Origin of the sequence: Aminomonas paucivorans DSM 12260 (assembly GCF_000165795.1) — a bacterium.
Taxonomy (GTDB): Bacteria; Synergistota; Synergistia; order Synergistales; family Synergistaceae; genus Aminomonas; species Aminomonas paucivorans.
On record NZ_CM001022.1, the window covers coordinates 1,912,271 to 1,935,685 of the forward strand.

At 60.0% G+C, this 23,415-nt stretch carries 25 protein-coding genes; 4 read left to right on the forward strand and 21 right to left on the reverse strand.

Going from position 1 to position 23,415, the window contains the following annotated elements; genetic code table 11:
• Window positions 1-128: 128 nt before the first annotated feature.
• From APAU_RS09095 to APAU_RS12650, 4 genes are read left to right on the forward strand one after another with little or no spacing between them, the layout of a single operon-like run.
• Window positions 129-410: a TA system antitoxin ParD family protein gene (locus APAU_RS09095; protein WP_006301445.1), complete on the forward strand. Its 282-nt coding sequence runs from the start codon at window positions 129-131 to the stop codon at window positions 408-410.
• Window positions 407-694 carry a type II toxin-antitoxin system RelE/ParE family toxin gene (locus tag APAU_RS09100; protein WP_006301446.1) on the forward strand — a complete coding sequence of 96 codons (288 nt, stop codon included), beginning with the start codon at window positions 407-409 and terminating at the stop codon, window positions 692-694. Before APAU_RS09095 ends, APAU_RS09100 begins: the two co-directional genes overlap by 4 nt.
• Before the next feature lie 23 nt (window positions 695-717).
• Window positions 718-1,854, forward strand: a complete 1,137-nt coding sequence (gene wecB, locus APAU_RS09105) for a non-hydrolyzing UDP-N-acetylglucosamine 2-epimerase (protein ID WP_006301447.1) — start codon at window positions 718-720, stop codon at window positions 1,852-1,854.
• Window positions 1,851-3,086: a glycosyltransferase family 4 protein gene (locus tag APAU_RS12650; RefSeq protein WP_006301448.1), complete on the forward strand. Its 1,236-nt coding sequence runs from the start codon at window positions 1,851-1,853 to the stop codon at window positions 3,084-3,086. Before wecB (APAU_RS09105) ends, APAU_RS12650 begins: the two co-directional genes overlap by 4 nt.
• Here the strand turns inward: APAU_RS12650 and APAU_RS09120 are convergent.
• From APAU_RS09120 to APAU_RS09205, 21 genes are all read right to left on the reverse strand, one after another.
• Window positions 3,057-4,181 carry an N-acetyl sugar amidotransferase gene (locus tag APAU_RS09120; protein WP_006301449.1) on the reverse strand — a complete coding sequence of 375 codons (1,125 nt, stop codon included), beginning with the start codon at window positions 4,179-4,181 and terminating at the stop codon, window positions 3,057-3,059. The two genes, APAU_RS12650 and APAU_RS09120, sit on opposite strands and share 30 nt — an antisense overlap.
• Before the next feature lie 17 nt (window positions 4,182-4,198).
• Complete coding sequence (locus APAU_RS09125; RefSeq protein WP_006301450.1) at window positions 4,199-4,960, reverse strand: AglZ/HisF2 family acetamidino modification protein; 762 nt, start codon at window positions 4,958-4,960, stop codon at window positions 4,199-4,201.
• On the reverse strand, window positions 4,957-5,586 hold the full coding sequence (hisH, locus tag APAU_RS09130; RefSeq protein ID WP_006301452.1) for an imidazole glycerol phosphate synthase subunit HisH: 630 nt from the start codon (window positions 5,584-5,586) through the stop codon (window positions 4,957-4,959). Before hisH ends, APAU_RS09125 begins: the two co-directional genes overlap by 4 nt.
• A gap of 38 nt (window positions 5,587-5,624) precedes the next feature.
• A complete protein-coding gene (locus tag APAU_RS09135) occupies window positions 5,625-7,058 on the reverse strand; it encodes a hypothetical protein (protein WP_156789473.1) in 1,434 nt (477 codons plus the stop codon).
• A 4-nt stretch (window positions 7,059-7,062) separates the two neighbouring features.
• Window positions 7,063-7,833: an acylneuraminate cytidylyltransferase family protein gene (locus tag APAU_RS09140; RefSeq protein ID WP_232207726.1), complete on the reverse strand. Its 771-nt coding sequence runs from the start codon at window positions 7,831-7,833 to the stop codon at window positions 7,063-7,065.
• 388 nt (window positions 7,834-8,221) lie between these two features.
• Window positions 8,222-8,950 carry a class I SAM-dependent methyltransferase gene (locus tag APAU_RS13070; protein WP_006301455.1) on the reverse strand — a complete coding sequence of 243 codons (729 nt, stop codon included), beginning with the start codon at window positions 8,948-8,950 and terminating at the stop codon, window positions 8,222-8,224.
• 29 nt (window positions 8,951-8,979) lie between these two features.
• A complete protein-coding gene (locus APAU_RS09145) occupies window positions 8,980-10,068 on the reverse strand; it encodes a nucleotidyltransferase family protein (RefSeq protein WP_006301456.1) in 1,089 nt (362 codons plus the stop codon).
• Window positions 10,058-11,191 (reverse strand): N-acetyl sugar amidotransferase, encoded by a 1,134-nt coding sequence (locus APAU_RS09150; RefSeq protein ID WP_006301457.1) that lies wholly within the window; start codon window positions 11,189-11,191, stop codon window positions 10,058-10,060. Before APAU_RS09150 ends, APAU_RS09145 begins: the two co-directional genes overlap by 11 nt.
• On the reverse strand, window positions 11,188-11,853 hold the full coding sequence (locus APAU_RS14910; protein WP_006301458.1) for an acetyltransferase: 666 nt from the start codon (window positions 11,851-11,853) through the stop codon (window positions 11,188-11,190). Before APAU_RS14910 ends, APAU_RS09150 begins: the two co-directional genes overlap by 4 nt.
• A complete protein-coding gene (gene neuB, locus APAU_RS09155) occupies window positions 11,831-12,904 on the reverse strand; it encodes an N-acetylneuraminate synthase (protein ID WP_006301459.1) in 1,074 nt (357 codons plus the stop codon). Before neuB ends, APAU_RS14910 begins: the two co-directional genes overlap by 23 nt.
• A 1-nt stretch (window position 12,905) precedes the next feature.
• On the reverse strand, window positions 12,906-14,069 hold the full coding sequence (neuC, locus tag APAU_RS09160) for a UDP-N-acetylglucosamine 2-epimerase (protein WP_006301460.1): 1,164 nt from the start codon (window positions 14,067-14,069) through the stop codon (window positions 12,906-12,908).
• Window positions 14,066-15,199 (reverse strand): aminotransferase class I/II-fold pyridoxal phosphate-dependent enzyme, encoded by a 1,134-nt coding sequence (locus APAU_RS09165; protein WP_006301461.1) that lies wholly within the window; start codon window positions 15,197-15,199, stop codon window positions 14,066-14,068. The genes neuC and APAU_RS09165 overlap by 4 nt, the downstream gene beginning before the upstream one ends.
• A 25-nt stretch (window positions 15,200-15,224) precedes the next feature.
• Window positions 15,225-16,220, reverse strand: a complete 996-nt coding sequence (locus APAU_RS09170) for an NAD-dependent 4,6-dehydratase LegB (protein WP_006301462.1) — start codon at window positions 16,218-16,220, stop codon at window positions 15,225-15,227.
• Window positions 16,217-17,224, reverse strand: a complete 1,008-nt coding sequence (locus APAU_RS09175; protein ID WP_006301463.1) for a radical SAM/SPASM domain-containing protein — start codon at window positions 17,222-17,224, stop codon at window positions 16,217-16,219. Before APAU_RS09175 ends, APAU_RS09170 begins: the two co-directional genes overlap by 4 nt.
• Window positions 17,225-17,592: 368 nt before the next feature.
• The gene (locus tag APAU_RS13350) at window positions 17,593-18,192 is read right to left on the reverse strand and encodes a hypothetical protein (protein ID WP_156789474.1); all 600 of its coding nucleotides are present in this window, start codon (window positions 18,190-18,192) and stop codon (window positions 17,593-17,595) included.
• 126 nt (window positions 18,193-18,318) lie between these two features.
• Entirely contained in the window at window positions 18,319-19,338 is a 1,020-nt protein-coding gene (locus APAU_RS09180; RefSeq protein ID WP_006301465.1) for a Gfo/Idh/MocA family protein, read from the reverse strand.
• Window positions 19,339-19,379: 41 nt separating this feature from the next.
• Window positions 19,380-19,673 (reverse strand): nucleotidyltransferase family protein, encoded by a 294-nt coding sequence (locus APAU_RS13555; protein WP_006301466.1) that lies wholly within the window; start codon window positions 19,671-19,673, stop codon window positions 19,380-19,382.
• Window positions 19,661-20,110, reverse strand: a complete 450-nt coding sequence (locus tag APAU_RS09190) for an HI0074 family nucleotidyltransferase substrate-binding subunit (RefSeq protein WP_006301467.1) — start codon at window positions 20,108-20,110, stop codon at window positions 19,661-19,663. Before APAU_RS09190 ends, APAU_RS13555 begins: the two co-directional genes overlap by 13 nt.
• Window positions 20,111-20,144: 34 nt before the next feature.
• The gene (locus tag APAU_RS09195) at window positions 20,145-21,461 is read right to left on the reverse strand and encodes a nucleotide sugar dehydrogenase (protein ID WP_006301468.1); all 1,317 of its coding nucleotides are present in this window, start codon (window positions 21,459-21,461) and stop codon (window positions 20,145-20,147) included.
• 25 nt (window positions 21,462-21,486) lie between these two features.
• Window positions 21,487-22,584: a non-hydrolyzing UDP-N-acetylglucosamine 2-epimerase gene (gene wecB, locus APAU_RS09200; RefSeq protein WP_232207729.1), complete on the reverse strand. Its 1,098-nt coding sequence runs from the start codon at window positions 22,582-22,584 to the stop codon at window positions 21,487-21,489.
• Window positions 22,585-22,630: 46 nt separating this feature from the next.
• Window positions 22,631-23,392, reverse strand: coding sequence for an acyltransferase (locus APAU_RS09205; RefSeq protein WP_006301470.1), 762 nt, complete (start codon window positions 23,390-23,392; stop codon window positions 22,631-22,633).
• Window positions 23,393-23,415: the final 23 nt, after the last annotated feature.

Here is a 23,415-nt window from a genome sequence, read left to right on the forward strand (position 1 = left end):
AGACGCCCTTCTACGAGGACGCCCCCGGGAACCTCCATGCCTCCGCCGGGGGACAGCGGTCGCCTCGTCACGGGATCCTTGCGCCCCCTCCTCTCCCTGGCTACAATCGTAGGCAGGAGGGATGGGCCATGCAGACAGCTCGAAATCCCGCGAAAAAGCAGGACAGGCCCCCCCATCGGGGGACCTCGGTCCGCATCGAACGCAGCTTTTACGAATCCGCCATGAAAACAGCCAAGGCGGAATGCCGTACCATCTCGGGACAGGTGGAATACTGGGCCCGAATCGGCAAGGCAAGCCTGGACAACCCGGACCTGCCGGTGGAGTTCATCCAGCAGATCCTGGTGGCAAGGGAACGCATGGAAACGGAACCCTTTGTCCCCGAAGACACCTCTTCAGCGGACGTGCCGTGAAGGCCCCGGAAAATCCCGTTCAGGTCGTTCAGGAAAGACAGTTCCGGGTCGCCTACAAGAAGCTCCATCCCCATCAGAAGAGTGCGGTGAACCAGGCCATCCGGGACCTCGTGGAAAACCCCCTCGCAGGCAAGGAAAAAGCAGGAGACCTTCGCGGAATCTTCGTCCACAAGTTCTCTTGCGCAGGCACGGAATACCTCTTGGCCTACCTGTGGGACCCGCAAACCCGCGTCCTTCTCGCCCTGGGAGTTCACGAGAACTTCTATCGCGACCTGAAGCGCTAAACCAAGAAAAAGGAGAAACCGCCATGACCCTCAAGGTGCTCACCCTGGTGGGGACACGGCCGGAGATCATCAAGCTCTCCCGGGTGATCCCCGCCCTGGACGCCCACACGGACCACCTGCTGGTCCACTCCGGCCAAAACTACGACTACGAGCTGAACGAGATCTTCTTCCAGGAGATGGAGATCCGCCGACCCGACCGGTTCCTCGAGGCCGCCCGCCCCACCGCCGCGGAGACCATCGGGGAGGTCATCGCCCGCACGGACCGGCTGCTGGAGGAGACCCGTCCGGACGCCTTCCTCATCCTGGGGGACACCAACTCCTGTCTGGGGTGCCTCGCCGCCAAACGGCGCCACATCCCGGTGTTCCACATGGAGGCGGGGAACCGTTGCTTCGACGACCGGGTGCCCGAAGAGGTGAACCGCCGGGTCATCGACCACGCCAGCGACATCAACATGCCCTACAGCGCCATCGCCCGGGAGTACCTCCTCCGGGAAGGCATCGCCCCGGATCGGGTCATCAAGACCGGATCCCCTATGTTCGAGGTGCTGGAACACTACCGCCCCCGCATCGACGCCTCCGACGTCCTTTCCCGTCTGGGGCTCTCCGAAGGGGACTACTACGTGGTGAGCGCTCACCGGGAGGAGAACGTGGACTCCCCGGAGAAGCTGCGGCGCCTGGTGGGGATCCTGAATCGCCTGGCGACGGAGACGGGACGCCGGATCATCTTCTCCGCCCACCCCCGCACCCGCAAGCGCCTGGAGGCGGCGGGGCTCAGCCTGCACGAGAAGGTCCAGGCCATGAAACCCCTGGGGTTCTTCGACTACGTGCACCTGCAGCTCCACGCCGCCGCCACCCTATCGGACAGCGGCACCATCACCGAGGAATCCTCCCTCCTCAACTTCCCCGCCCTGAACCTGCGGGAGGCCCACGAGCGCCCCGAAGGAATGGAAGAAGGCTCGGTGATGATGACGGGCCTCGACCCGGACCGGGTCTTCGAGGGACTGGACATCCTGGCCCGTCAGCCCCGGGGGAGGGAACGCCTCCTCCGCCCCGTGGAGGACTACCTCATGCCCAACGTCTCCGCCAAGGTCCTGCGGATCCTGGAGTCCTACACGGACTACGTGGGGCGGAAGCTCTACGGAGACAAGGCCTCCTCGTGACCGACCCCGCAAGGGAACCCGACGTTCCCGCAAAGCCGCTGAAGGTCCTGTACCTGCACGCCTGCCCCACCCGGGGAGGGTCCTCCACCAGCCTCCGAAACCTCATCGCCGCCTTCCTCCCGGGAACGGTGGATCCGTTGGTGCTCTGCCCCGAGGGCTCGGCGCAGGACCTCTTCCGTGCCAGCGGGATCCCCGCAGAAACCCTGCCCCGCCTACCGGAGTTCTCCAACCTCCGGGCCAAGCCCATGAGGGGGCTCCAGAGCCTCCGGATGCTCTTCCATCTGCGCCGAAGCTACGAACCTCCCCTGAGGCAGGCCCTGGATCGGTTCCGCCCCCATCTGGTCCACCTCAACGACAGCACCCTCCTGCATCCCCTGGGCGTGGTCCGCTCCCTGGGCTATCGGACGGTGCTCCACGCCCGCTCCACCCTCTCCGAGACCCCCCGGTGGGCCTGGACCTACCAGACGGACCGGATGCGCCGCGAGGCGGATTCCATCCTGGCCATCGACGAGAGCGTCCTGCGCACCCTGGGGGATCAGCCCCGAGCCCGGGTGGTCTACAACCCGGTCTTCACGGAACCCATCCCTACATCCCCCGAACACGTTCCCTCCCCCGAAGGAGCCCTTCGGGTAGGATTCGTCTCCCTCTTCCACGATTTCAAAGGGGTCTGGGAACTGCTGGAGGCGGCCAGAATGCTGCGCGACCGCAAGGACGTGACCTTTCTGTTCGCCGGAGGCAACGGAAGGCCCGCGTCGTTCTACCGAAGCCCCGGGGGAAGGATCTGCGATCTTTTGGGGTTGGCCCCCGACACGGAGAGGCGCATGAAAGCCTTCGTCGCAAAGAACCGGTTGACCCACGTGACCATCCGGGGTTTCGTGGAGGACGTGCCGGAGCTGCTCCGCACCGTCGACCTGCTGGCCTTCCCCAGCCGTCTCGACGCCATCCCCCGAAGCGTCTTCGAGGCGGGCGCCCTGGGAATCCCCTCCGTGGTGGCCCTGGTCCACCGGGTGGACGACATCGTCCGGGACGGGATCAACGCCCTGGTGGTACCGGAACGGGACCCGCAGGCCCTGGCGGAGGCGATCCTCCGGGCCGCCCAGAATCGCCCCCTGCTCCAGGCCCTGGGGCAAAGGGCCCGGGAGCAGTACCGGGAACAGTTCTCCGCCCGCCGAAGCGCCGAAGCGGTCCTGCGTGCCTATGCCTCAGCGATCGGAGCGCAGCCTGCGGTATAGGGTCCGACCCCAGCGGTACCACCCCTGCTCCAGCAGGTCGAAATGGGGATAGTCCCGGTAGTCCTTCGGAGGATTCCGCAGGATCCCTTCGAACTTCTGCTCCGTCAGCCCGAACTTCTTGGTGGCGTACTCCCGATCTTCCCGCTGCAGCTCCTCCGGGTAGGGGGGCTTCTTGAGTTCTTCCAGCGCCTCTTCCCGGCTCATTTTCCCGGAACAGATCAAGGAGGAGAGATGGGTCTTTCGCTTGTCGAAACCGAACTTCCGGGGAAGGATGTACCCCTGGTAGAAGCGGGTGTAGATGGATTCGTAGTGCTTTCCTCCGTAGTACTTCCATCCCAGGGTCTCTTCCATCTCCCGGATCGCCCGCTCCTTGTCGTAGTCCACCAGATTGAGCAGGTCCACCCACTCCAGGCGTCCCGTGGCAAGCCAAAGACTCAGCTGCAACACGGAGACGTGGGGAAAGGTCCTCAGGGGACGTCCGCCGAAACGTCGATTCAGCTCCCGAATGTACTTCCAGTCCAGGTGTCCCGAGGACCAGCGCCTCGGAAGGTGGGATTCGGTCTGGTAGTTCCGCCCCGTCACCATGAATCGGATCCGGTGCTTCACCGCGGTGCGGCACAGCAGGGCTACGATGGCATGGTCCGAGGGAATCTCCGAATCGGGGGTGGAGGCCCTCAGGAAGGCCAGTTGAAGGTCCCGGAACTCCTCCCAGTCCACCACGTGGGTGATCAGATCGATTCCCAGTTTCGTCACCAGGTTCTCGATGTTCTTCACTGCCAGCTCCGAATTCCACCCGTTGTCCAGATGAACCGCCAGGGGACGCACCCCGTGACGCACCAGCAGATGGGCCACGTAGGAACTGTCCACGCCGCCGCTCAGGCCGATGACGCAGTCGTAGTCCTTGCCCTTCCCTTCCTGGCGCATCCGGGCGACGAGGGCGTCGAACCGCTGCTGTCGTTCCTCCGGCGAGAAGGCGAAGCGGGCGGCGTTGGCATCGTAGGCTCGACAGTGGTTGCAGATCCCTCGTTCGTCGAAGACGATCTCCGGATCGGTGATATCCATGACGCAGCGTGAACACACGCGGATCGGTTCCATCGCACCCTCCTGCCTCTCTAGGTCAGTCCCGCCTCCAGCAGTTGCTCGTCCTGGGGGAACTGGATGAGCACCGCCCGATGCTTGCCGTAAAACACGAACAGGCTGCCTGCAGCGGCGGCGGAGGCCCCCGCCTGCACCGCATCCCGAAGATCCTCCAGGGAACCCGCTCCTCCCAGGGCTACCAGGGGAACGGAAAGAGCGGAGGCCACGTCGCGGATCAGGGGGAGATCGTAGCCCCGCCGAGTTCCGTCCCGGTCCACCGCCCCCAGGATGATCTCCCCCGCTCCCAGGGCCTCCATCCTCTTGGCGTAGGGCGTCGGGGCCATGCCGGTCCTTCCGGCACCTCCCCTCGTCACCACTTCGACCTTGCCCCACAGACGACGCTTCACGTCCACGGAGACCACCACGGTGGAGCTGCCGAAGGCGTCCGCGGCGCGCCTCACGAACTCCGGATTCTCGAAGGCCACGGTGTTGAGGACCACCTTTTCCACCCCCAGGGACAGGATGATCCGGAGGTCCTCCAGATCGCGAACCCCTCCCCCGTAGGCCAGGGGCATGAAGCACTCCCCGGCAATCCGTTCGATCACGTCGAACCGGGGTCGGTATCCTCGCCGGGTGGCGTCGATATCCAGGAAAACCAGTTCGTGGCATTCCTTCTCGTTGAAGATCCTCACCGCATTGACCGGGTCGCCCACATAGCGAGGATCCCCGAAGCGCTCGGTCTTCACCAGTCCGTTCTCGTGCATCAGCAGGCAGGGGATGATCCGGGTATCGATCACAGCAGGCCGCACCCCCTGCAGAAATTCTCCAGAACCCTCATCCCATGACGCAGGCTCTTCTCCGGGTGAAACTGCACCCCCCGGATGTTCCCTCGGGAAACGGCGCAGACGAACGGATCGCCGTAGTCGCTGGTGGCCAGAACATCCGCAGGATCCTCACACGCCATGTGGTAGGAATGGACGAAGTAGAACCGAGCCTTGGGGTCCATGCCGTCCAGAAGGGCATCGGGTTTCCTCGGGGCAACGGGCCGCCATCCCATGAGCGGAACCCGCTTCCCCGGGGCTTCACGAAAGCGGACGCAGCGACCGGGAATCCATCCCAATCCCCGCAGATCTCCTTCCTCGCTCCCTCCGCACAACAGCTGCATGCCCAGACAGATCCCCAGCACGGGGACCCGGCGCTTCAAAACCAGATCATTCAGGAGCACCGCCAAACCCAGACGGTTCAGGTTACCCATGCCTCGGTCATAGGCTCCGACCCCCGGAAGGAAGATCGCCGAAGCACGAGAAAGGACCGAAGGGTCTCCGGAAATCTCCGCCTCCACCCCTAGGCGTTTGAGCATGTTGCGCAGAGAACCCAGATTTCCTGTTTCGTAGTCTACGATGACGGCACCCTTCGTCGGCATGTCCTCTCCCCCCGCCGCTTTTGGCCCGACAAATCGACCTAAAGACAACCCACCTGCTCCAGAAAGGAGCTGTAATTCTCCTGCCAGTTCGGCGCCCAGATCTCATCCACCGATTCCAGCGAAACCCTTCCGGCGTTAGGGTCCCGAATCTTCTCCGCAAGCTCGTTCACGTCCGTAAAGGATTCGAAAGGAAGCTCGGGGTAAGCGAATCGGGCTTTCGGGGTATCCCACACCAGAATCTTGTTCGCAAGCCCGACAGCATCGAAGAGTCCCGTGGAGACCTCGCTGACCACGGCAGAGGCCGCGAGGAGGGCACCATAGATATCCCGATGGTCGTCCAGAAACACATCGCCGCTCCTGCCCGAGGGGAAACTCTCCCTCACGCGACTTCGTTCCAGGGGATGGGGGCGAAACCACACCTGTCCCGAAGCCCCGAGAACCCTCGCCAACTCTCGACAAAGGGCCAGATAACGCTCCGTCTCGATCCCGTCGCCCAGCACCAGAACTCGGGAAGAATCTGGCACCGATTTTCCCCGATCCTCCAAGGCAAACTCCCGATACGGGTTGCCTACGACATGCTTCAGCAGGGGAGCGTTGAACTGCTCGTTCCACCACTTCCCGTATCCCAGGAAGTGCTCCGGAAGATTCCAGCGGAATTCCACGTTCTTCAAAAGGCTAGCAGCAAACATATATGCATAATGTCCCTTGCTTACAACTCCATGCTGGTACTCCGCCGTCGCAATCCCCAAAGAACGGGCGGCCGAAAAAAGGGGGGCGCTGTGCCCGTAGCACCCCTCCTCACGAAGTACCAGCCGGACGCTCAGTTTTTTCAGGAGTTCCCGGTATATCGTTTGGCGGGAGGACATCCCCGCAAGCTTCCGAACCAGCATCCTCTCGAGGAAGACCGTACGGTCCTCGTCCAGTCGCCAATGCAGAAGATCCTCCGCACGAACCCTCACCAGGGCCACCAAATCCCGAGCCAGTGCCCTTCGAGCTGATCCCCCTCCGAATCTCTCCCGTACCAGAGCCTTGACCAGAAACGGGAACCGATAGAGCACTCTCTGGTTGCATCGAGCACCAGGCCAATTCCAGTCGAAGAAGTCCTCCACAAGGACAGAACGGTCCGGGAACAGCAGCGCAAAGGGATCTGCCAGCCGATTGAACCACCGTCCGTCGTCTTGGCGAACTCCGGAACCGCTGGCCACCAATAACACATCACCCCTGCCGCGAAAGGCACGATTGTGTCCCCAGCCTTTCATGGATGTCCAGAGAGCCTTTGTCAGGGGCGGCTTGTTTTGAGTCTCCACCAAGGGGGCCCCGTAAAGCAGATCTTCCATCAGGAACCGAAAGAAGACACAGCGGATCGCGGGCCACAAAAGAATACCCGTCTCGGGGCACCGATAGTCCAGCAGGCAAGGGTCGTCCTCCACCGCCAGAAGGTCCTCCAGGCTCAACTCCCTTTCCCTAGTCACGCTGCTACACACCGGACAACGGGGACACGACGCTCCCATGCCCCTTCCGACTTAGGAGGAAGCGGGCCCAGAGGAGATCCTCTTCCGTGTCCACGTCCACGGATCTTTCGGGGGGCATGAAGAAACTCAGGGTTTCCTGGCCAATGAAAGCCTCGTTTTCGAGAAACCAGCGTCGCTCCATCACGTAAACCGCCCCGTTCAACACCCCCCAGGCTCCTTCGTCCCCTCGCCAGGCATCCTCATGAGGACACAAACGATCATTCTCGTCGACCCGGTAGATCCAGGCCGGTTTTTCCCTGAGGGAGCTCAGGGACACCACAGAAGGCGCTCGTCGCTCCACGCAGAGCGCGATACCCCGGTCAATGTCCTCCCCCAGCCGGAAGGGGGAAGTGGGCTGTAGGAGAACAACATAGTCGTATTCCTCCTCGAGGGATACCAGCGCGTGACGCACCACAGAAGCGCTGGTGGCCGTATCGGTGGCAAACTCCGCCGGGCGCTCGAAGGGGACTTCGCATCCCGCTTTGCGGCAGCAGGCCATGATCTCCCCATCCTCCGTGGAAAGGACCAGTCGGTCCAGGAATCTCGCCTGCCGCGCCGCCTCCACGGACCAAATGATCAGAGGACGACCGCCAAGATCCCTCAGGTTCTTTCCGGGGATCCTCTTGGATCCCCCCCGCGCGGCAAGAATGCCCAGGATCCGCTTGCCCTCAAACATCGACGCCCCTCCGCTCGGTTTCGTTATGGCCATAATCCTTGCAAACAAGAAAAACAACATACTCAAACCACTCAGAGCGAAACAAACCTTCTCCGACCAACCCAGGGGATTATTGGATAAAACTCAAAAAACGACACCCAAGCATATCGCATTTCCATAACAAGCACCTAGGATTTTTGGCCGATCCCCATCTCACTATGCATGTATAGCCAAATCCACTAAACAAACAGTCCAATCATCTCAATAAACACTATTTTTCTCTTTGTAGCGTTAGTTTCTTCGGTATCAATAGATAGACCCTTAATAGCCTCTCTAGAAGCCCCCGACTCAAATAGCCCGGATTAACCACCGATAACTACGAATTAATTCCGCAGCAACAACACTCGAACAACAAAAAATACCATAATTACCCATTTTTATCCATTATACGGCAAGGAATATTTCATTATCAGCCATTTGTTTTTCTTCCAACGAAAATATAATGGAAATTGCTATACATATCAAACATGCTTTGGTCAAAATAACCCACTGAAACCGGCTCGAATGATTTAAAAAGACGGCATAAATCCGATTCATCTCTTGCTATGAGGATCAATTCTCTAACCCCGAATAATCTATGGTTAGGATCGTCAATTATAACTTCATATATCCGATCATTAATTATCCTCTTGGAATGATGCGTAATATAGTAATTTTTCATTCCCATCATAGTAAAGAAGACATATCCGCCAGGCTTTAGCACTCTTAGCATTTCAGCACATACTTTATGTAAAAAATCCTCATTAGGCATATAATAAAGAACTTGATTGGACACTATAAAGTCAAAAAAGCTATCAGGAAAATCAATTTTTGGCGTATTGGGATCCTTTTGCCGAAAATTGCTTATTAAAGCTTCATTTAATCCATTGCTTTTGAGATTCTTCTCTACTAGGCTTATAAAAGAAGGTGCTACGTCTACTCCATAAACTTCGTAGTTGTTTTTTATAAAAAAAACAGAGTTGTTCCCGGATCCACAACCGAAATCTAATATCTTCGCTCCCTGGGGAATATTTTCCCTCATGAACATATTATGAAACCTAATAATCCAATCCGCAGGGTACCTTAGAAAGGCTTGTTCTTTTGAATATAGGCCCTCGTAATTATTTTTATTTGCCTCTAGAATAGAAAGATCATCCATATTTCACTACCTCCCCTTCGTTAAGATAGCTATACCCTATTACTTTTGAAAATCCTGTGTCTCTGCCCCCCCCAGTCACACAACATTTTTTGCGCTAATGCAAAATCATCCATCCTGCCCACATCCATCCAGAGTCCCCGGATGAGATGGGAGCACACCCTTTCCTTCTTCGCGATCAGCCGTTCCAGCAGGGCAGGCATGGAACAGGCTGCCCCGGGCTCCACCAAGGCGCAGACCCGCGGTTCCAGCACGCAGATCCCCGCACTGGCCTGATAGGAAAAAACGGGTTTCTCTCGGATCGCCGCGACCTGTCCGTCCTTCTCCTCCACCACCCCATAGGGAACCTCGTAACGCACTTCCCGGAGGCACAACGTCGCCGCAGCCCCGGATTGCTCGTGCCGGTCCACTAGGGCTGCGAAATCCATGTCCGTGAGGATGTCCCCGTTCATCACCAGCAGGGAGGACTCGGGAGATGGTGACAGCAAACCCAGGGCACCGGCGGTATCCAGGGGCGATTCTTCCCGGAGGTATTCGATGTGCGCCCCCCTGGAAGCTCCGTCTCCGAAGTGACCTTCAATCTGTTCCCCCAGGTAGTTCACGGAAAGGATGAACCGTTCAAAACCGTAGGCGATCAGGTTCTCCAGGATCAGCTCCAGGATAGGCTTGTCCCCGATTCGAAGCATCGGTTTGGGGCAGGATTCCGTGAGAGGCCAGAGACGGGAGCCACGCCCGCCCGCCATCAGAAGGACGGGGTTCTTCCTCTTCCGGGGCATGGCCATATCGGCAAAGCGAACGATTCCCGCGACGCGATCCTCTTCGTCTACTTGGACCAGGAAAGGCAGATCCAGGTCCTTCATGCGACGAAGCTGAGAGAACCGAGGTTCCTCCGGTCGGGTCCTCTGAGGCCTGGGATTCATCACGCGAACCACAGGGGCATCCAGGGAAACCCCTCGAAGGATGCCCCGCCGCACATCTCCGTCGGTCACGACCCCAAGAAGCTTTCCTTCCGGGTCCGCCACAAGGGCCATCCGTTGGGAATTCCTATCGATCACGGAAAGAGCATCCCGAATGGTGGCCTCCGGCGCCACCAGAAGACCTTCCAAGTCGCTAACGGGCATCCGATACCCTCTGTTGTTCCCAGACCGGATGTTTGAGAACCCATCGTCCGAAGCGATCCTTCTCGAACAGATCCCGATTGTAGAACCGCTCTACAATCCCCCAGAACTCACGTTCGGAGTAGCCGCAGAATGCACAGAAATCCCTTACCGCCAACGGGTCCAGATCGTGATCGTGCCGACGGACCCGTTCGACGGCCTCCTCCCGTGTCATCAGCCCGTAGCGGATAAAGCGGGACGCATAGTCCGTGGCGATCTGGTGCCCGAATTTGGGGTATTTCATCCAGTAGTGAACCGTGTAAGCTCTGCTGTCCACTTGGTCGAAGTTCTCGATGTTGTGCTTCCGTTCCCACTCGTGCGTCAGATCGTGGAAGCCTGCGGATTTTGCAAAAAGGTAGTTTGAGTAGCTGTTCCATGGAAGGAAGTAGCTGAGGTAGACAGGCTTGATGGAGTTCATCTCCTCCTCTGTCGGCGGTTGGCAGAGGGTGAGATCCTTGGTGGAGACAACACCGTCCAGCAGTTCTTCCACAGGGATGTCCGCCGCGACACCGTTGGAAATCTGCTCTCTTGCCGAGGAAGTCTCCTCTGCTCCGTGTCCGCCGTACTCGTAGCTGATGTTCTCTCCGTATACCAGAAGAGGTATCTTGAACTTCACGGCCATGTGAAGCGGATAGGTGTAGATAAGACGGTCGACGTACCACGTCGGCTTGCCGTGCTTTTCGAACATGGTGCGCATGAGGCGCTTCTGCGCGCGGATGTTCGGCTTGATGGCGATGATTTCGCAGCCGAACGCCTCGGAGATGTTTCGAATGTTGTTCTTCCCCGCCTCGGTCATCGGGAAATTGTCCTCCACGGTGACGAGAAGAGGGTTCATCCCCATTCTCTCCTTCATCACGTGCGTCTGAAAGTGACTGTCCTTGCCGCCGCTGACGGCGATCATGCAGTCGTAACCGAAGGGACCGGTGTTGCGGTGTCTGTCGCAGAGGGCCTTCAGCTCTTCGTAGCGCTTTTCCCAGTCGATCTCTTTTCTGCGCTCGTACGCCCGGCAAGCGGAGCAGACCCCCTCATCGTCAAAGCGGATGCCCGGTCTTGTATCTGGCATGACACAACGGGTACAGAATCTCACGACAGACCACCCCTTTCGTTTACCCGGGCAGGGATACCCCTGACTCGTCTTGCGTCTGCGACATCTCCCGTCACCACGGCCCCTGCTGCCACCAATACATCTTCCCCGATTCGGATGCCCTGGATCACCACGGCTCCCGTCCCCAGATGGGTCCTCGCTCCCACCCGAACCCCCCCCGAAAGCACACAGCCGGGCGCCACATGTACATGCTCCCCCACATCGCAATCGTGATCCACCATCGCTCCGGTGTTGACGAGGACATTCTCTCCGATCCTGGTCCCCCCCTGGATCAGCGCCCCTCGGTGAACCTGCGCACCCTCCTCCAGGACAACCCAGGAGGAGACGCAAGCGTGAACGGAGACGAGAGGAGGGAATCGAAATCCCCTGCGGCGGCACTCTTCGAATACCCGGACGCGAGGTCCCGGATCTCCAACGGATCCGATCCCGTTGGCCAACGCCACCTGATCGGGGGTCCATTCTCCGAGGATCTCGTCTCCTCCCAGTCGGGAAATTCCATAGAGGAACGAACACGCATCGTCGGGACTCAGAAAACCCAGGACTCTGTCGCCCCTTTCCTGCAGAAGATCCAGGACAACCCGGGCATGCCCACCACCTCCCAGGAGAAGGAAGGGCAGAGAGCTAGAGGAAGTCGTCCGCGTCATAATCCCGCTCCGCAACCTCCGAACACGCCGCCCAGTATTCCATGGGCGATCGCCCCGTGCCGGGACGCTTGACGCCAAGGACCCCTTCCAAGGGTTCTCCTCTGCGGATCCCTCGATTCACCACCAGACTCCTACGGACCAGGGAACGGTTCTGTTCCTCCTCCGGGGAGAATCTCTTCCGAGCCCCCCCCAGAGCCCGTTCCACCCGCCGAACCCCCCGAACCAGGGATTGCAGCTCCCCCGGATCAAGAGATGCCTTATGATCCGGCCCGGGCAAGGTCTTGTCCAGGGTGAAATGCTTTTCCAGCACGCAGGCCCCTAAAGCCACCGCCGCCAAGGGGACATCGACCCCTTCCGTGTGGTCCGAAAACCCCACGGGGAGGCCAAAAGCAACCCGAAGGGCCTCCATAGCCTTCAGGTTCACCTGTTCCGGGGGCGCCGGGTATTCACTGGTACAGTGAAGGAGCACCACCCTTTTCCCCAGGGCATCCTGGCCCCGCTGCGAACAGAAGGCCCGCAAAAACGCTTCCCTGGATGGAGGCTCTTCCCCCTGGACATAAGCATAGGCAAGAACCGCCAGGGCTTCCTCCACCTCCCCCAGGGTGCTCATGCCCGTGGACAGGATCACCGGATACCCCCTCCTTGCCAAGTGCAGCAGGAAAGGACCGTTGGTGATCTCGCCGGAAGGGATCTTGACGCGCTCCATGCCGAATCGTTCCACAAGCCAATCGGCGCTCTCCTCGTCGAAAGGGGAGGAAAGGAAGCGGATCCCGCGCTGGGCACACCGATCCACCACGGCACCATGCATGGCCTCGTCCATCTCCAAGGCCCGCAGCATGTCCAACTGGGTCCCCTCGCCCCCCATGTTCTCCACCTGGTAACGGGCCTTCGGGGTATCACGGCGCACCAACCGGGAGGCCCGAAAGGTCTGAAATTTCACTGCGTCAGCCCCCGCCTCGGCCGCCGCATCCACCAGCCGCAGCGCCATGTCCAGGGATCCGTTGTGGTTCACCCCCGCCTCGGCGATGATCAGGACCTTTCCTTCGGACATCTCAATCCCTCCCCCGAGGCAGGTCATAGAATCCCTTCGTTCCGCCAGGCTTCCAGGTACGCAGGATGCGGACCATCTCCGCCGCCGGGTTCCTGCGGCAGGCTTCCTCCCGTTGTCGTCGGGCCTGCCCCTTCATCGCCGATTCCAGGCAAAAAGAAAGGGCTTCCCGGATCCGCCCCGCGTCGAAGGGGACGTCCAGGACGGTAGGCGGGCGAAGTCGACCCTTCTGTCGGTCCCCCACGTTCACGGTGGGAGTCCCCAGTAACGGAGCCTCAACGATCCCGCTGGAGGAGTTGCCCAACACCACATCGCTAGCCGCCACGAGAGCCGGATACAGGCGCCTTCCCAGGGATTCGACAAACCGGCAGGGTTCTCCATGGCGTGCGCAGAACGCGAGGATTTGTTCTCTGATACAGGTTCCTCCCGTGTCCGCATTGGATCCCGTGAAGACCCAGGTCCCCCAGGGGAACCCCTCCAGGGCCCCCAGCAAAACGCGCACCTGCTCGTCCGGAGAAAGAGAACAGAGTGTCTCCGGATGGTACGTCACCACCCCGACAGGAGCCACAAGGGGAAAACCCAACTTCTTCTCCAAATCCTCCCTGCCCAGCAGAGGTTCCCGGGTAAGGGAATCAATACAGGCGGGTCCCACCTCATGCACCGTTTCGGGGACCTCACCGAGCTGGATCACCCGATCCCGATAGACCGGATAAGACACGAAGTGCAGCGAAGCCATCTTGGTGACGGCATGACGGATGGCATCGTCGAAGGCCCCTTGGGTCAACTCCCCCCCGTGCAGATGCGCCACCGGAATCCTCGCCACCAGCGCCGCCTGGGCAGCGGCCAACGTCTCGAATCGGTCTCCCAGCAGCACCACCACATCGGGACGCAAACGGGCGAAGGTTTCCGCGAAGCCGATGGTCCCCAGGCCCAGGGATTTCCCTACCCCCTCGGCGGAATCGGAGGCCAAAAGCATATCCACCCTTCCGGCAATGGCAAACCCGTCCGCCTCGATCTCCCGAACGGTCTCCCCAAACCGAGGAACCAAGTGGGTCCCCGTGGCCACCACCTGAAGCTCCAGGTCCCCTGCCGCCTGAATCTCCCGCATGAGCCAGTACAGGAGCCCGTACTCCGCCCGGGTGCCGGTGACCACGCAGATCTTCCTCATTGATCGCCTTCCGAAAGCACCCGCCGCAGCGCTTCGGCGGCGAAGCGAATCATCCCATCATCGTTGCAGGTGGACCCGGGGAGGTTCAGCCCCCGGGCGAAGAGATGCTCCGCCACGGGATACGTCCCCTTAGCAAAAGGAGCAAACTGGGGCAGCGCCGGGAGAGGCTGGAACACCCGCCGGGTGGGGACTCCCCGTTCCCGGAGGGCTTCCTGCGCGGAGGACACGGAAGCAGTACCTTCAAGCGTCACGGAAGGGAGCCACCAGGAGGGCAGGCTACCTTCCGGTGCCTGCTGGAAGCGCACCTGCGGCAAGTCGTCCAGGATTTCCCGATAGGCGCCGACGAAATCCCGCTTCTTTTCCAGAAAACCGGGAAGGCGCTGCAACTGCGCCAGGCCCAGGGCCGCCTCCAGGTTGGTCATGCGGTAATTCCAACCCAGTCCGGTGTGCCAGAACCCCTTCTGCGGGTCTCGAGCCTGGTTCACCAGGTGCTTGATCCGCCCCCCCAGCTCGTCGTCGTCGGTGACGATCATGCCCCCGCCTCCGGTGGTGAGCACCTTGTTGCCGTTGAAGCTGAAGCACCCCAGGTGTCCGAAGGTGCCGGTCATGCGCCCCTGGTAGGTTGCCCCCAGGCTTTCCGTGGCATCTTCGATGACCGTCAGGCCGTGTCTCCTCGCCAATTCCCCCAGCTCGTCCATGGCACAGGGAACCCCGTAGAGATGCACGGGAAGAACAGCCTTAGTTCGGGGGGTGATGGCCCGTTCCACACCCCGAGGATCCAGGGTCCAGGTCTCCGGGTCCACGTCCACGAACACCGGGACGGCTCCCACGTAGAGGATAGGGTTGGCGGTGGCCACGAAGGTCAGGGCCGGGCAGATCACTTCGTCCCCAGGGCCGACGCCGGAAACCATCAGGGCCACATGGAGAGCCGCCGTGCCGCTTTGGACGGACACGGCCCGAGCACACCCCACATAGGCAGCGAAGCGTTCCTCGAACTCTCCCACGAAGGGGCCCACGGTGGAGACATAGTTTTCATCCACGCACCGACACAGATACTCCTTTTCCAGTTCCCCCAGGTTCGGGGCATCCAGAAGAAGGGAGCGCTCTTTCGAAGGAATCCCGCCGTTCATGATGCCTCATCCCCCTCGGCCCTGCTCATAGGATGTACCGGTCCGTACGGTAGCACGCCAAGTTTCGGGGATCGGAGAACCAGCGGACCGTCTCCTCCAGGCCCCGGCGCAACCCCTCGCGCCCTGCGTACTTCGGCTCCCACCCGAAAAGTTCCATCGCCTTGCGGTTGTCCGCCCAGAGGCGCTCCACCTCGGAGTTCTTCGGGCGCAGCCTTTCTTCTTCACAGCAGATGGAGACCTTGGCCCCCATCACGTCGGCGATCAGCTCTGCCAACTCGCCGATGGAGATCTCGTAGTTGCTGCCCAGGTTGGCCACCTCCCCCACTCCCGCATCGCTTGCAAGCGCCGCGAGAAACCCGGAAACCGTGTCGGCCACGTAGTTGAAGTCCCGGGTGGGGGAGAGAGCCCCCAGGCGGATCTCCCGGGCTCCCGAGGCGATCTGGGAGATGATGGTGGGGATCACCGCCCGAGCGGACTGCCGCGGACCGTAGGTATTGAAGGGACGCACCGTCACCACCGGCACCCCGAAGGAGGCGTAGAACGAATAGGCCAGTTGATCCGCCGCGATCTTGGAAGCGGAATAGGGAGACTGTCCCTGAAGGGGATGGTTCTCGTCGATGGGAACGTAGCGGGCCGTCCCGTAGACCTCGCTGGTGGAGGTATGGATCACCCGCCGCACCCCCAGTTCCCGAGCCGCCTGCAGGACGTTGAGCGTCCCCTTGACGTTGGTGTCGATGTAGGAATCCGGCGCCCGATAGGAGTAGGGAATGGCGATGAGCGCCGCCAGGTGCAACACCGCCTCGCATCCCTCCATGGCACCTCGAACCCAACGAGGATCCCGTACATCCCCGAGAGCAACGTCGAGCTTCGTCGCAAGCTCGGGGGCGATGCGATCCAGCCACCCCCAGGAACCAAGGGAATTGTACAGGCCCACAGCCCGCACGACGTACCCTTCCCTGACCAGGGCTTCCGCAAGGTGGGACCCGATGAATCCGTCCGCTCCGGTGACCAGAACGCTCATACGCAAACCACCAACTTGCCCTTGTGAGCATGCGACAGTGCCTCTATCTCCATACGAAGAGCTGCCACATCTTCCTTTAAGGGTTTGTGGAACATATTGCACCCAGCGCAGATATCGGGAGCGCCCCACAAAAAGCTTCGACGAATCTTTCGCAACATCGGGGAGTGAAACACCTTGTTCATCCCCACGACGATGTTGCCCAAAGGCAGTTCGGCAGAAAAATCCGCGCAGCAGAGGGATATTTTACCGTCGAAAGAAATTGTCAGCGTATCAAAAGGATAGTTGCAGCTACGTGCCCTTTTAAACTCAAAAGAATAGAAATCATCTTTGAGATCCTCCGGGTGTTCCGTGATAAAACGGCTTCCGTCGAAGCGCGTCGTCCCCATGAGGAAGCTGATGCTTATTTTATCGACGAACTCCCCCCAACAGTCGAGGTATTGAGCTATGTCCGTCTTTTTAGTTAAAAGCAAATGGGCCGATATCTCCGGACGATCCGTGTGTTCCTTCGCGTAGGCGGAGAACGAGCACACTTGCTCCTGTATGACATCGAACTTCAACGGATAGCGTAGCTTTTCGTACGACTCTTTGTCCCATCCGTCGATGGAGAGTTGCAGCGTATCCACAAGCAAGAGGCTGTCCCGGTGCCTCATGAGGAAAGCGCCGTTAGTGGAGACGCAGATGGACATCCCCTCGGCTTTCAGTCGTCGCACGATCTCGTCGAAGCAGGGGTGCAGCGTCGGCTCGGAAGTCGCGTACAGGCGAACGTCTTTAATCCTCTGCGCTTTCAGCTCGTTCACGCATCTTTCAAAAAGCTCCATCTTCATGAAGCCCTTCGTCCGCTCCTCCGGCATGTACACTCGCGGGCAAAACGGGCACTGTGCATTGCAGACGGCGGTGATGTCCAGGATCGCTAAGCTCGGACGACGTTTATTCCAAAGATAACGGATAAACGGAACGAAGCGGTGAGGAATGATTGCCCTTACTAGTTCCCTAAAGATCCCCAATTTTAGGACTCCTCTCTTTTGCTTGTCGACATAATCTCGCAACAGAGGGGGTGCATTTAACCAATTAACTTCCACAACAACCAATTCATGTCTAAATTTTACCTCTGAAGGCATGACAGTAGTTCTCAGGCAGGGCCTATTTTTATTCCATAGAGTTTTCCAAGAGATCAACACAAGGACCATCAAGAGTTTTTTAATCTAACCACTGCTTGGCCATTTCCTAGAGAGCAGCTTCCCCTTGTTACACCTCTTGGGCACCACATATCCTGCTTAATCGATGAAAGTAGCATATAAGGCATTTTCCCCGGCTAATTAAGTTATAACAACCACAAAATGGCTGTTCAATCTCAAAGAAGTTCCAAGGAACATTATCTGTTATCAGATTTGCCATCAGACCTAGCAACTGCAATACTGTCAAAATACAAGCTAATTGCATTATAAACTAACAAATGACCCAATTTAGTTAAGTGATGCCCATCTTCTATTGTCAGAATGTCGTCTTCGTGCATAAGATAAGGATTGATATACTCGCAATTCTCATTTAGCTGCGTTATTGTATCAATTGTTCCATTATACAAGGATATATCCTCTGATATTCCATGAACCATCGATTTTATATACCCTCCGGGAGGGCATATCCCAAGCAAACACAGCCTGATACCTTTACATACACATATATCTACAATTTTAGATATATTTTTTTTGAATTTATCAATTTCAACATACCTCGTGCCGAAGATCTTCGTAAGGGTGTATGAAAACTTCTTTCTTATTTTTTTATAAATAAAACCCACAAGAGGGACGCGAAACAACAAAAACTCAAGCCTTTTACCCACAATCCTCTTGCTACAATCACATATTCCCACCTGAACTACGGCAAAATCTGGAGAAAATTCACAAAATAAATCATTTAAGTCTAAAACCACATCATTTGTGGTTAGACCTCTCCTGAGATAGGTATAAGCCACCCCGTTACTCCCCACTTTTTGCAAGAATTGATATACCCAGGTATCTTGCACTGGCATCCCCTTTCTGGGCATGCCCAAAGAGTCAGTAATCAATATTATATTCAAAAAACTTCACCCTTTGCAATTTTATCCGCGTTTGCTTTCCGCAAAACCGTAAACCCCTTCAATTAGTTCAACTGTTTTCCTGCCTTCTCTGGCATTCACCACTTTAGCCTCCACTCCCACAGCTGCATTCAACACATTTTCGTAAACAAACTTATGCCCACTTCCATAAACACTCTTCGGTTCGTAACCAACAGATTTTACTTGTTGATCCATTACATCGTCATCGGCAAACTGCCACTGCTCGATGCGGTTCATGGCCACTCCTCCTACACGCACGGTGCCCCTCTCTCCCATGACGGTGATGCTGCCCTCCAGGTTGCGGGGGTAGGTGAGGACGGAGACGTTGATGCTGCCGATGGCACCGCTGCGGAACTTGAGGCCTACGGTGATGGTGTCCTCCGCCTCGATGCGCCGTCCCAGGGTGGAGGAGAGGGCGAAAACCTGCTCCACCGAACCGCCCATCCACTGGACCATGTCCACGTAGTGGGCCGCCTGGTTGGACAGGCACCCTCCATCGAACTCCCAGGTGCCCCGCCAGGGGGCCTGGTCGTAATACTCCTGCGGGCGGGTCCAGAAGACGTTGGCGGTGATCATGTGGAGGCGTCCGAAACGCCCTGCCTCCAAAGCCCGACGCAGCAGCCGGATGGGGGGGTTGAGGCGGTTCTGCTTGACCTCCATGTAGAGAACCCCCGCCTCGTCGCAGACCCGGATGGCCTCGTCCACCGCCGCCAGAGAGGTCCCCAAGGGCTTTTCGGAGAGCACGTGCCTGCCCGCCCGGGCCGCCTGAATGGCATGGCGGGGGTGAAGCCCCGAAGGGGTGCAGAGGGAGACGAGGTCGCACTCCACCTCCCGAAGCATGGTCGCGTAGTCCGTGAAGGGACGGCATGGGGAACCGGCGACGGCCGCTGCCGCCTCTGCCCGGTCCGAGAGGAGGTCGCAGACCCCCACCAGTTGGGCCTTCCCCTCCTGTCGAAGGGCTTCGATGGCCTCGATGTGGTTTTTGCTGATGCGGCCGCAGCCGACCAAGGCGATGCGCAGCATGGTTTTCAACCTCCAGAGAATGATCCTGTGATTGTTCTACTTTATACGATCCGCTCCGTCGTCCTTTTCAGGGAAGCAAGAAATGCCGGGTCCAGATCCCTCTCCTCCACCACGTCCACCCGAAAGGGCAGGGGGGACTCGCTCAAAGCCTGGCAGAGCAACCCCCGCTCCTCCAGGGAGAGGGGCCGAGGCAGGCACAGAAGCAGGTCCAGGTCGGAGAAAGGGCTGTGGGTCCCCGCAACCCGGGAACCGAAAGCCCAAACCTCCCCCTCGGGGACGCGGGAACGGAGAATCTCCCGCAGAACCCGAAGGTGCTCTTCTTCTACGTGGACCACGCGATCCGCTCCTCCAATCGCGCCAGGAGAAAGCGCGCCTCGTCCCGAAAGGCCGGGATCACCGCAAAGACCGCCTGGGCCTTGGCTCCATCGTAGGTGTGGCTGGTGGTGCCCCGGGCCTCCCGGTAGGCCATCCAGGCCGTCCAGTCCGACAGAACCAATCCCCGCTCGCACCCCCAGCGGATGAGATCCGGGAAAGGCAAAGACTTCACCTCCTGGGGGTTCGGCTCGGTGAGAGCCCCATAACGACGCAACATCTTCCAGGAGAGTTCGTAGGTGAACTCGAAGGCCTGGATGCAGGCGGCCCGAAGCTGTTCCGCCAGCTCATCCTGTCCTTCCTGGGCCGCCCTTTCGTGAAACTCCAGAGCCCGATCCAGTTGGGACAGGGCGTTCCTCAGGGCGGTCAGGTCCAATGGCGGTCGAGAAAGAATCGTCAACGGGACATCACCTCTCCTCGCGGGTGCGCCACACCTAAAGCCGGAAAACCCGGGGGCTTGCCGCTTCTTTTCCCAAAACCTGGGCAAGCACGTTTTTGGCGTCCAGCACCAGGGGTGCCCGGTCCAGAACCAGTCGGTAGTCCACCCGGTGCAGGTGCGCCGTGGTCACCAGGACGGCGTCGCAGGAATCCAGCAGCTCCGCAGTCAGTTCTTGGGTGAGGCACTCCTCTCCTCGCCACCGAACGGTGGGGCAGTAGGGGTCCACGGGGACCACCTGGGCTCCCTTCTTTTCCAGTTGTTCCCATACTTTGAGGGCCGGGGATTCTCGGAGATCTTCGATGTCTCCCTTGTAGGCCAGCCCCAGGAGGACGACCCGAGAACCCTTGAGGGGCTTGGCCTGGTCGTTGAGAAGGTCCTGAAGCCGCGAGACCACGTAGGAGGGCATTTCGTCGTTGATGTCCCCCGCCAGCTCGATGAGTCGGGTGTGGTAGTCCTCCGCCCGAGCCCGGTAGGTGAGGTAGTAGGGATCGATGGGGATGCAGTGCCCCCCCACGCCGGGCCCCGGATAGAAGGGGACGAAACCGAAGGGTTTGGTGGCCGCCGCGGCGATGACTTCCCACACGTCGATGCCCATCTTGTGGCAGATCACCGCCATCTCGTTGGCCAGGGCGCAGTTGACGATGCGGAAGGTGTTCTCCAGGATCTTGGTCATCTCCGCCTCTTTGGGGCTGCGCACGGGGAAGACGGGGGCCTCCAGTACCGCTTCGTAGAGGGCCCGGGCATGGCGGGTGCATTCGGGGGTGCAGCCTCCCACCACCTTGGGGGTGTTTTTGGTCTTGAAACGTGCGTTTCCCGGGTCCACCCGTTCAGGAGAGAAGGCCAGGAAGAGGTCCTTCCCCACGGTAAAGCCCCGCTTCTCGAAGATGGGGCGGACCACTTCCTCCGTGGTTCCCGGGTAGGTGGTGGACTCCAGGAGCACCAACATGCCCGGGTGGGCGTGCTGAGCCACCGACTCCGCCGAGGCCCTCACGAAGGAAAGGTCCGGCTGTTTGAAGGAATCCAGAGGGGTGGGGACGCACAGGGCCACCACGTCGCAGGAGGCGATGCGGGCAAAATCGGCGGTGGCGGCAAGCTTGCCCGAAGAGGCCAGGCGAGCCAGCTCCTCCGGCACCACGTCACCGATGTAGTTTTCCCCCCGGTTGACCCGGTCCACCTTGTCCGTCTGGATGTCGAACCCCAGGACGGAGAACCCCGCCTTGGCCTTCTCCACCGCCAGGGGAAGCCCCACGTACCCCAGCCCCACCACCCCGACGGTGGCGGTTTTTTGGGTGATCTGATCAAAAAGCGTCAACGATATCCGTCCCCTTTATCGAAACTCATGACGGGAAAGAAGCCCCCGCCAAAACGGCCACGAGAGATTCCGCCGCCCTTCCCTCCCCGTAGAGTTCCTGCGGGTAAGGGTAGGGATCGAGGGCACCCAGAGAAGCCCTCCAGATGGCCCCTTCTTCGGGGGCGGCCAAAAGGTTCCAACCGGTCTCCACCAGCTCTCTCCATGCCGTGTCGGGCATCAGAACCACCGCCCGCTTCCCGGCAAAGTACGCCTCTTTCTGGAACCCTCCGCTGTCCGTCAGGACCAGGGCACACTCCTGGAGGCAGGACAAAAGCTCCAGATACCCCAGGGGTTCGGTGACATGAAGGGGTTCCAAGAAAGGCTGAAGCCCGAACTCCTCCACTCGCTTTCGGGTGCGGGGGTGCAGGGGCAACAGAACCGGCCAACCCGTCTCCACCTGAACCCGGCAAAGGCCTCGCAGAATGCCCTCCAGGGACTCCGGACGGTCCACGTTGAAATCCCGATGGAGGGTCGCCAGGGCAAAGGCACCGCGTCGCAGCCCCCACCGCCGCAGGGCAGCGTCGGGGTCCAACGAGGGGACCATGGTCCGGTACAGATCGTACATGACGTCCCCCACCACGTGTACCCCCTGGCGGATGCCCTCGTCAGCCAAGACGGTCCGTCCCCGCTCGGAACAGCAGAAGAGGAGGGTCGATGCCCGGTCCGTCAGGACCCGGTTGATCTCCTCGGGCATGTCTCGTGGTTCCTGGCGCAACCCCGCCTCCACGTGGGCCACGGGGATTCGGAGCTTCACCGCCCCCAAGGCCCCCGCAAGGGTGGTGTTGGTGTCTCCGTAGACCAGCACCGCATCGGGGCGCTCCGACAGCAGAATCTCCTCGAAGCGGACCAGGACCTCGCCGGTCTGTTTCCCGTGGGACCCGGAGCCCACCCCCAGGAAATGGTCCGGCGCGGGAATCTCCAACTGCTGGAAGAAGATGTCCGACATGTTGCAGTCGTAGTGCTGCCCCGAGTGGACCAGCACATGCCGCCACGCCCCCAGGCGGCGCGCCGCCCGGCTCACCATGGCCTCCTTCACGAATTGGGGGCGAGCCCCCACCAACGAGACCACCTTCACCAGCGCCACCGTCCTTCGACTGGGGTTTCCTGTTCCCAACCACCTCTTCGTCTGTTCATCGGTCGTAGAAGACCTGGTGTTCCAAAAGCTGTTCCGTGGGCACAGGGCGCAGGATCCGGGCGGGGACCCCCGCCACCACCACCCCCGGGGGCACGTCCCGGGTGACCACGCTGCCCGCCGCCACCAGGGCATCCTCCCCGATCTCCACCCCCGGAAGCAGGGTGGCGTTGCCCCCGATGCGGGCCCCCCGGCGCAGGGTGGGGCCGCCGAAGTGCTTCCGGCGCTCCTCCGTGCGGCCCAGGAAGTTGTCGTTGGTGAAGGTCACCTCCGGGGCGATGAAGCAGTAGTCCCCCACGATGGAGAGGGCGGTGATGTAGGCCTCCGTCTCGACCTTCACCTTCCTGCCGATGGTGACCTTGTTCTCCACCGTGACGCCCCGGCCCAGGATGGTGAGGTCTCCCACGGTCACGTCCTCCCGAAGGGTGACCAGGTCCCCCACGAAGACCTTGGGGCCCAGCGTAGCCCCCCGATAGAGGACACACCCCGCCCCCACGATGCACCCTTCCCCCAGGACGAGGGGAGGCAGCTCCGGCGCTTCCTGCGTGACGGCGCTGTTGGCCGCCGAGGCGGGCCGCTTGCCCAGAACGGTCTGGTCGCCGATGCGACACCCCGGGCCGATGCGGACCCCGGAGCGAATCACCACGTGGTGGCCGATCTCCGCCCCCGCGCCGATCTCCACGTCCTCCTCCACCACCACGCCGAAGCCCAGGCGGGCGGTGGGGTTGATTGTCGCTTCAGCAGAAACCCAACGTTCCATGGGGACCACCACCTTTCCCAGAA

What these genes read in the sequence shown, in the direction of transcription:
- APAU_RS09120 (WP_006301449.1), bottom strand. Translation starts at nt 4,181, where the DNA reads ATGGAACCGATCCGCGTGTGTTCACGCTGCGTCATGGATATCACCGAT.
- APAU_RS14910 (WP_006301458.1), bottom strand. Translation starts at nt 11,853, where the DNA reads ATGACGCGGACGACTTCCTCTAGCTCTCTGCCCTTCCTTCTCCTGGGA.
- neuC (WP_006301460.1), bottom strand. Translation starts at nt 14,069, where the DNA reads ATGAGGAAGATCTGCGTGGTCACCGGCACCCGGGCGGAGTACGGGCTC.
- hisH (WP_006301452.1), bottom strand. Translation starts at nt 5,586, where the DNA reads ATGCCGACGAAGGGTGCCGTCATCGTAGACTACGAAACAGGAAATCTG.
- APAU_RS09205 (WP_006301470.1), bottom strand. Translation starts at nt 23,392, where the DNA reads ATGGAACGTTGGGTTTCTGCTGAAGCGACAATCAACCCCACCGCCCGC.
- APAU_RS13070 (WP_006301455.1), bottom strand. Translation starts at nt 8,950, where the DNA reads ATGGATGATCTTTCTATTCTAGAGGCAAATAAAAATAATTACGAGGGC.
- APAU_RS09095 (WP_006301445.1), top strand. Translation starts at nt 129, where the DNA reads ATGCAGACAGCTCGAAATCCCGCGAAAAAGCAGGACAGGCCCCCCCAT.
- APAU_RS09140 (WP_232207726.1), bottom strand. Translation starts at nt 7,833, where the DNA reads ATGTTGTTTTTCTTGTTTGCAAGGATTATGGCCATAACGAAACCGAGC.
- APAU_RS09145 (WP_006301456.1), bottom strand. Translation starts at nt 10,068, where the DNA reads ATGCCCGTTAGCGACTTGGAAGGTCTTCTGGTGGCGCCGGAGGCCACC.
- APAU_RS09165 (WP_006301461.1), bottom strand. Translation starts at nt 15,199, where the DNA reads ATGAACGGCGGGATTCCTTCGAAAGAGCGCTCCCTTCTTCTGGATGCC.
- APAU_RS09180 (WP_006301465.1), bottom strand. Translation starts at nt 19,338, where the DNA reads ATGCTGCGCATCGCCTTGGTCGGCTGCGGCCGCATCAGCAAAAACCAC.
- APAU_RS09170 (WP_006301462.1), bottom strand. Translation starts at nt 16,220, where the DNA reads ATGAGCGTTCTGGTCACCGGAGCGGACGGATTCATCGGGTCCCACCTT.
- wecB (WP_006301447.1), top strand. Translation starts at nt 718, where the DNA reads ATGACCCTCAAGGTGCTCACCCTGGTGGGGACACGGCCGGAGATCATC.
- neuB (WP_006301459.1), bottom strand. Translation starts at nt 12,904, where the DNA reads ATGTCCGAAGGAAAGGTCCTGATCATCGCCGAGGCGGGGGTGAACCAC.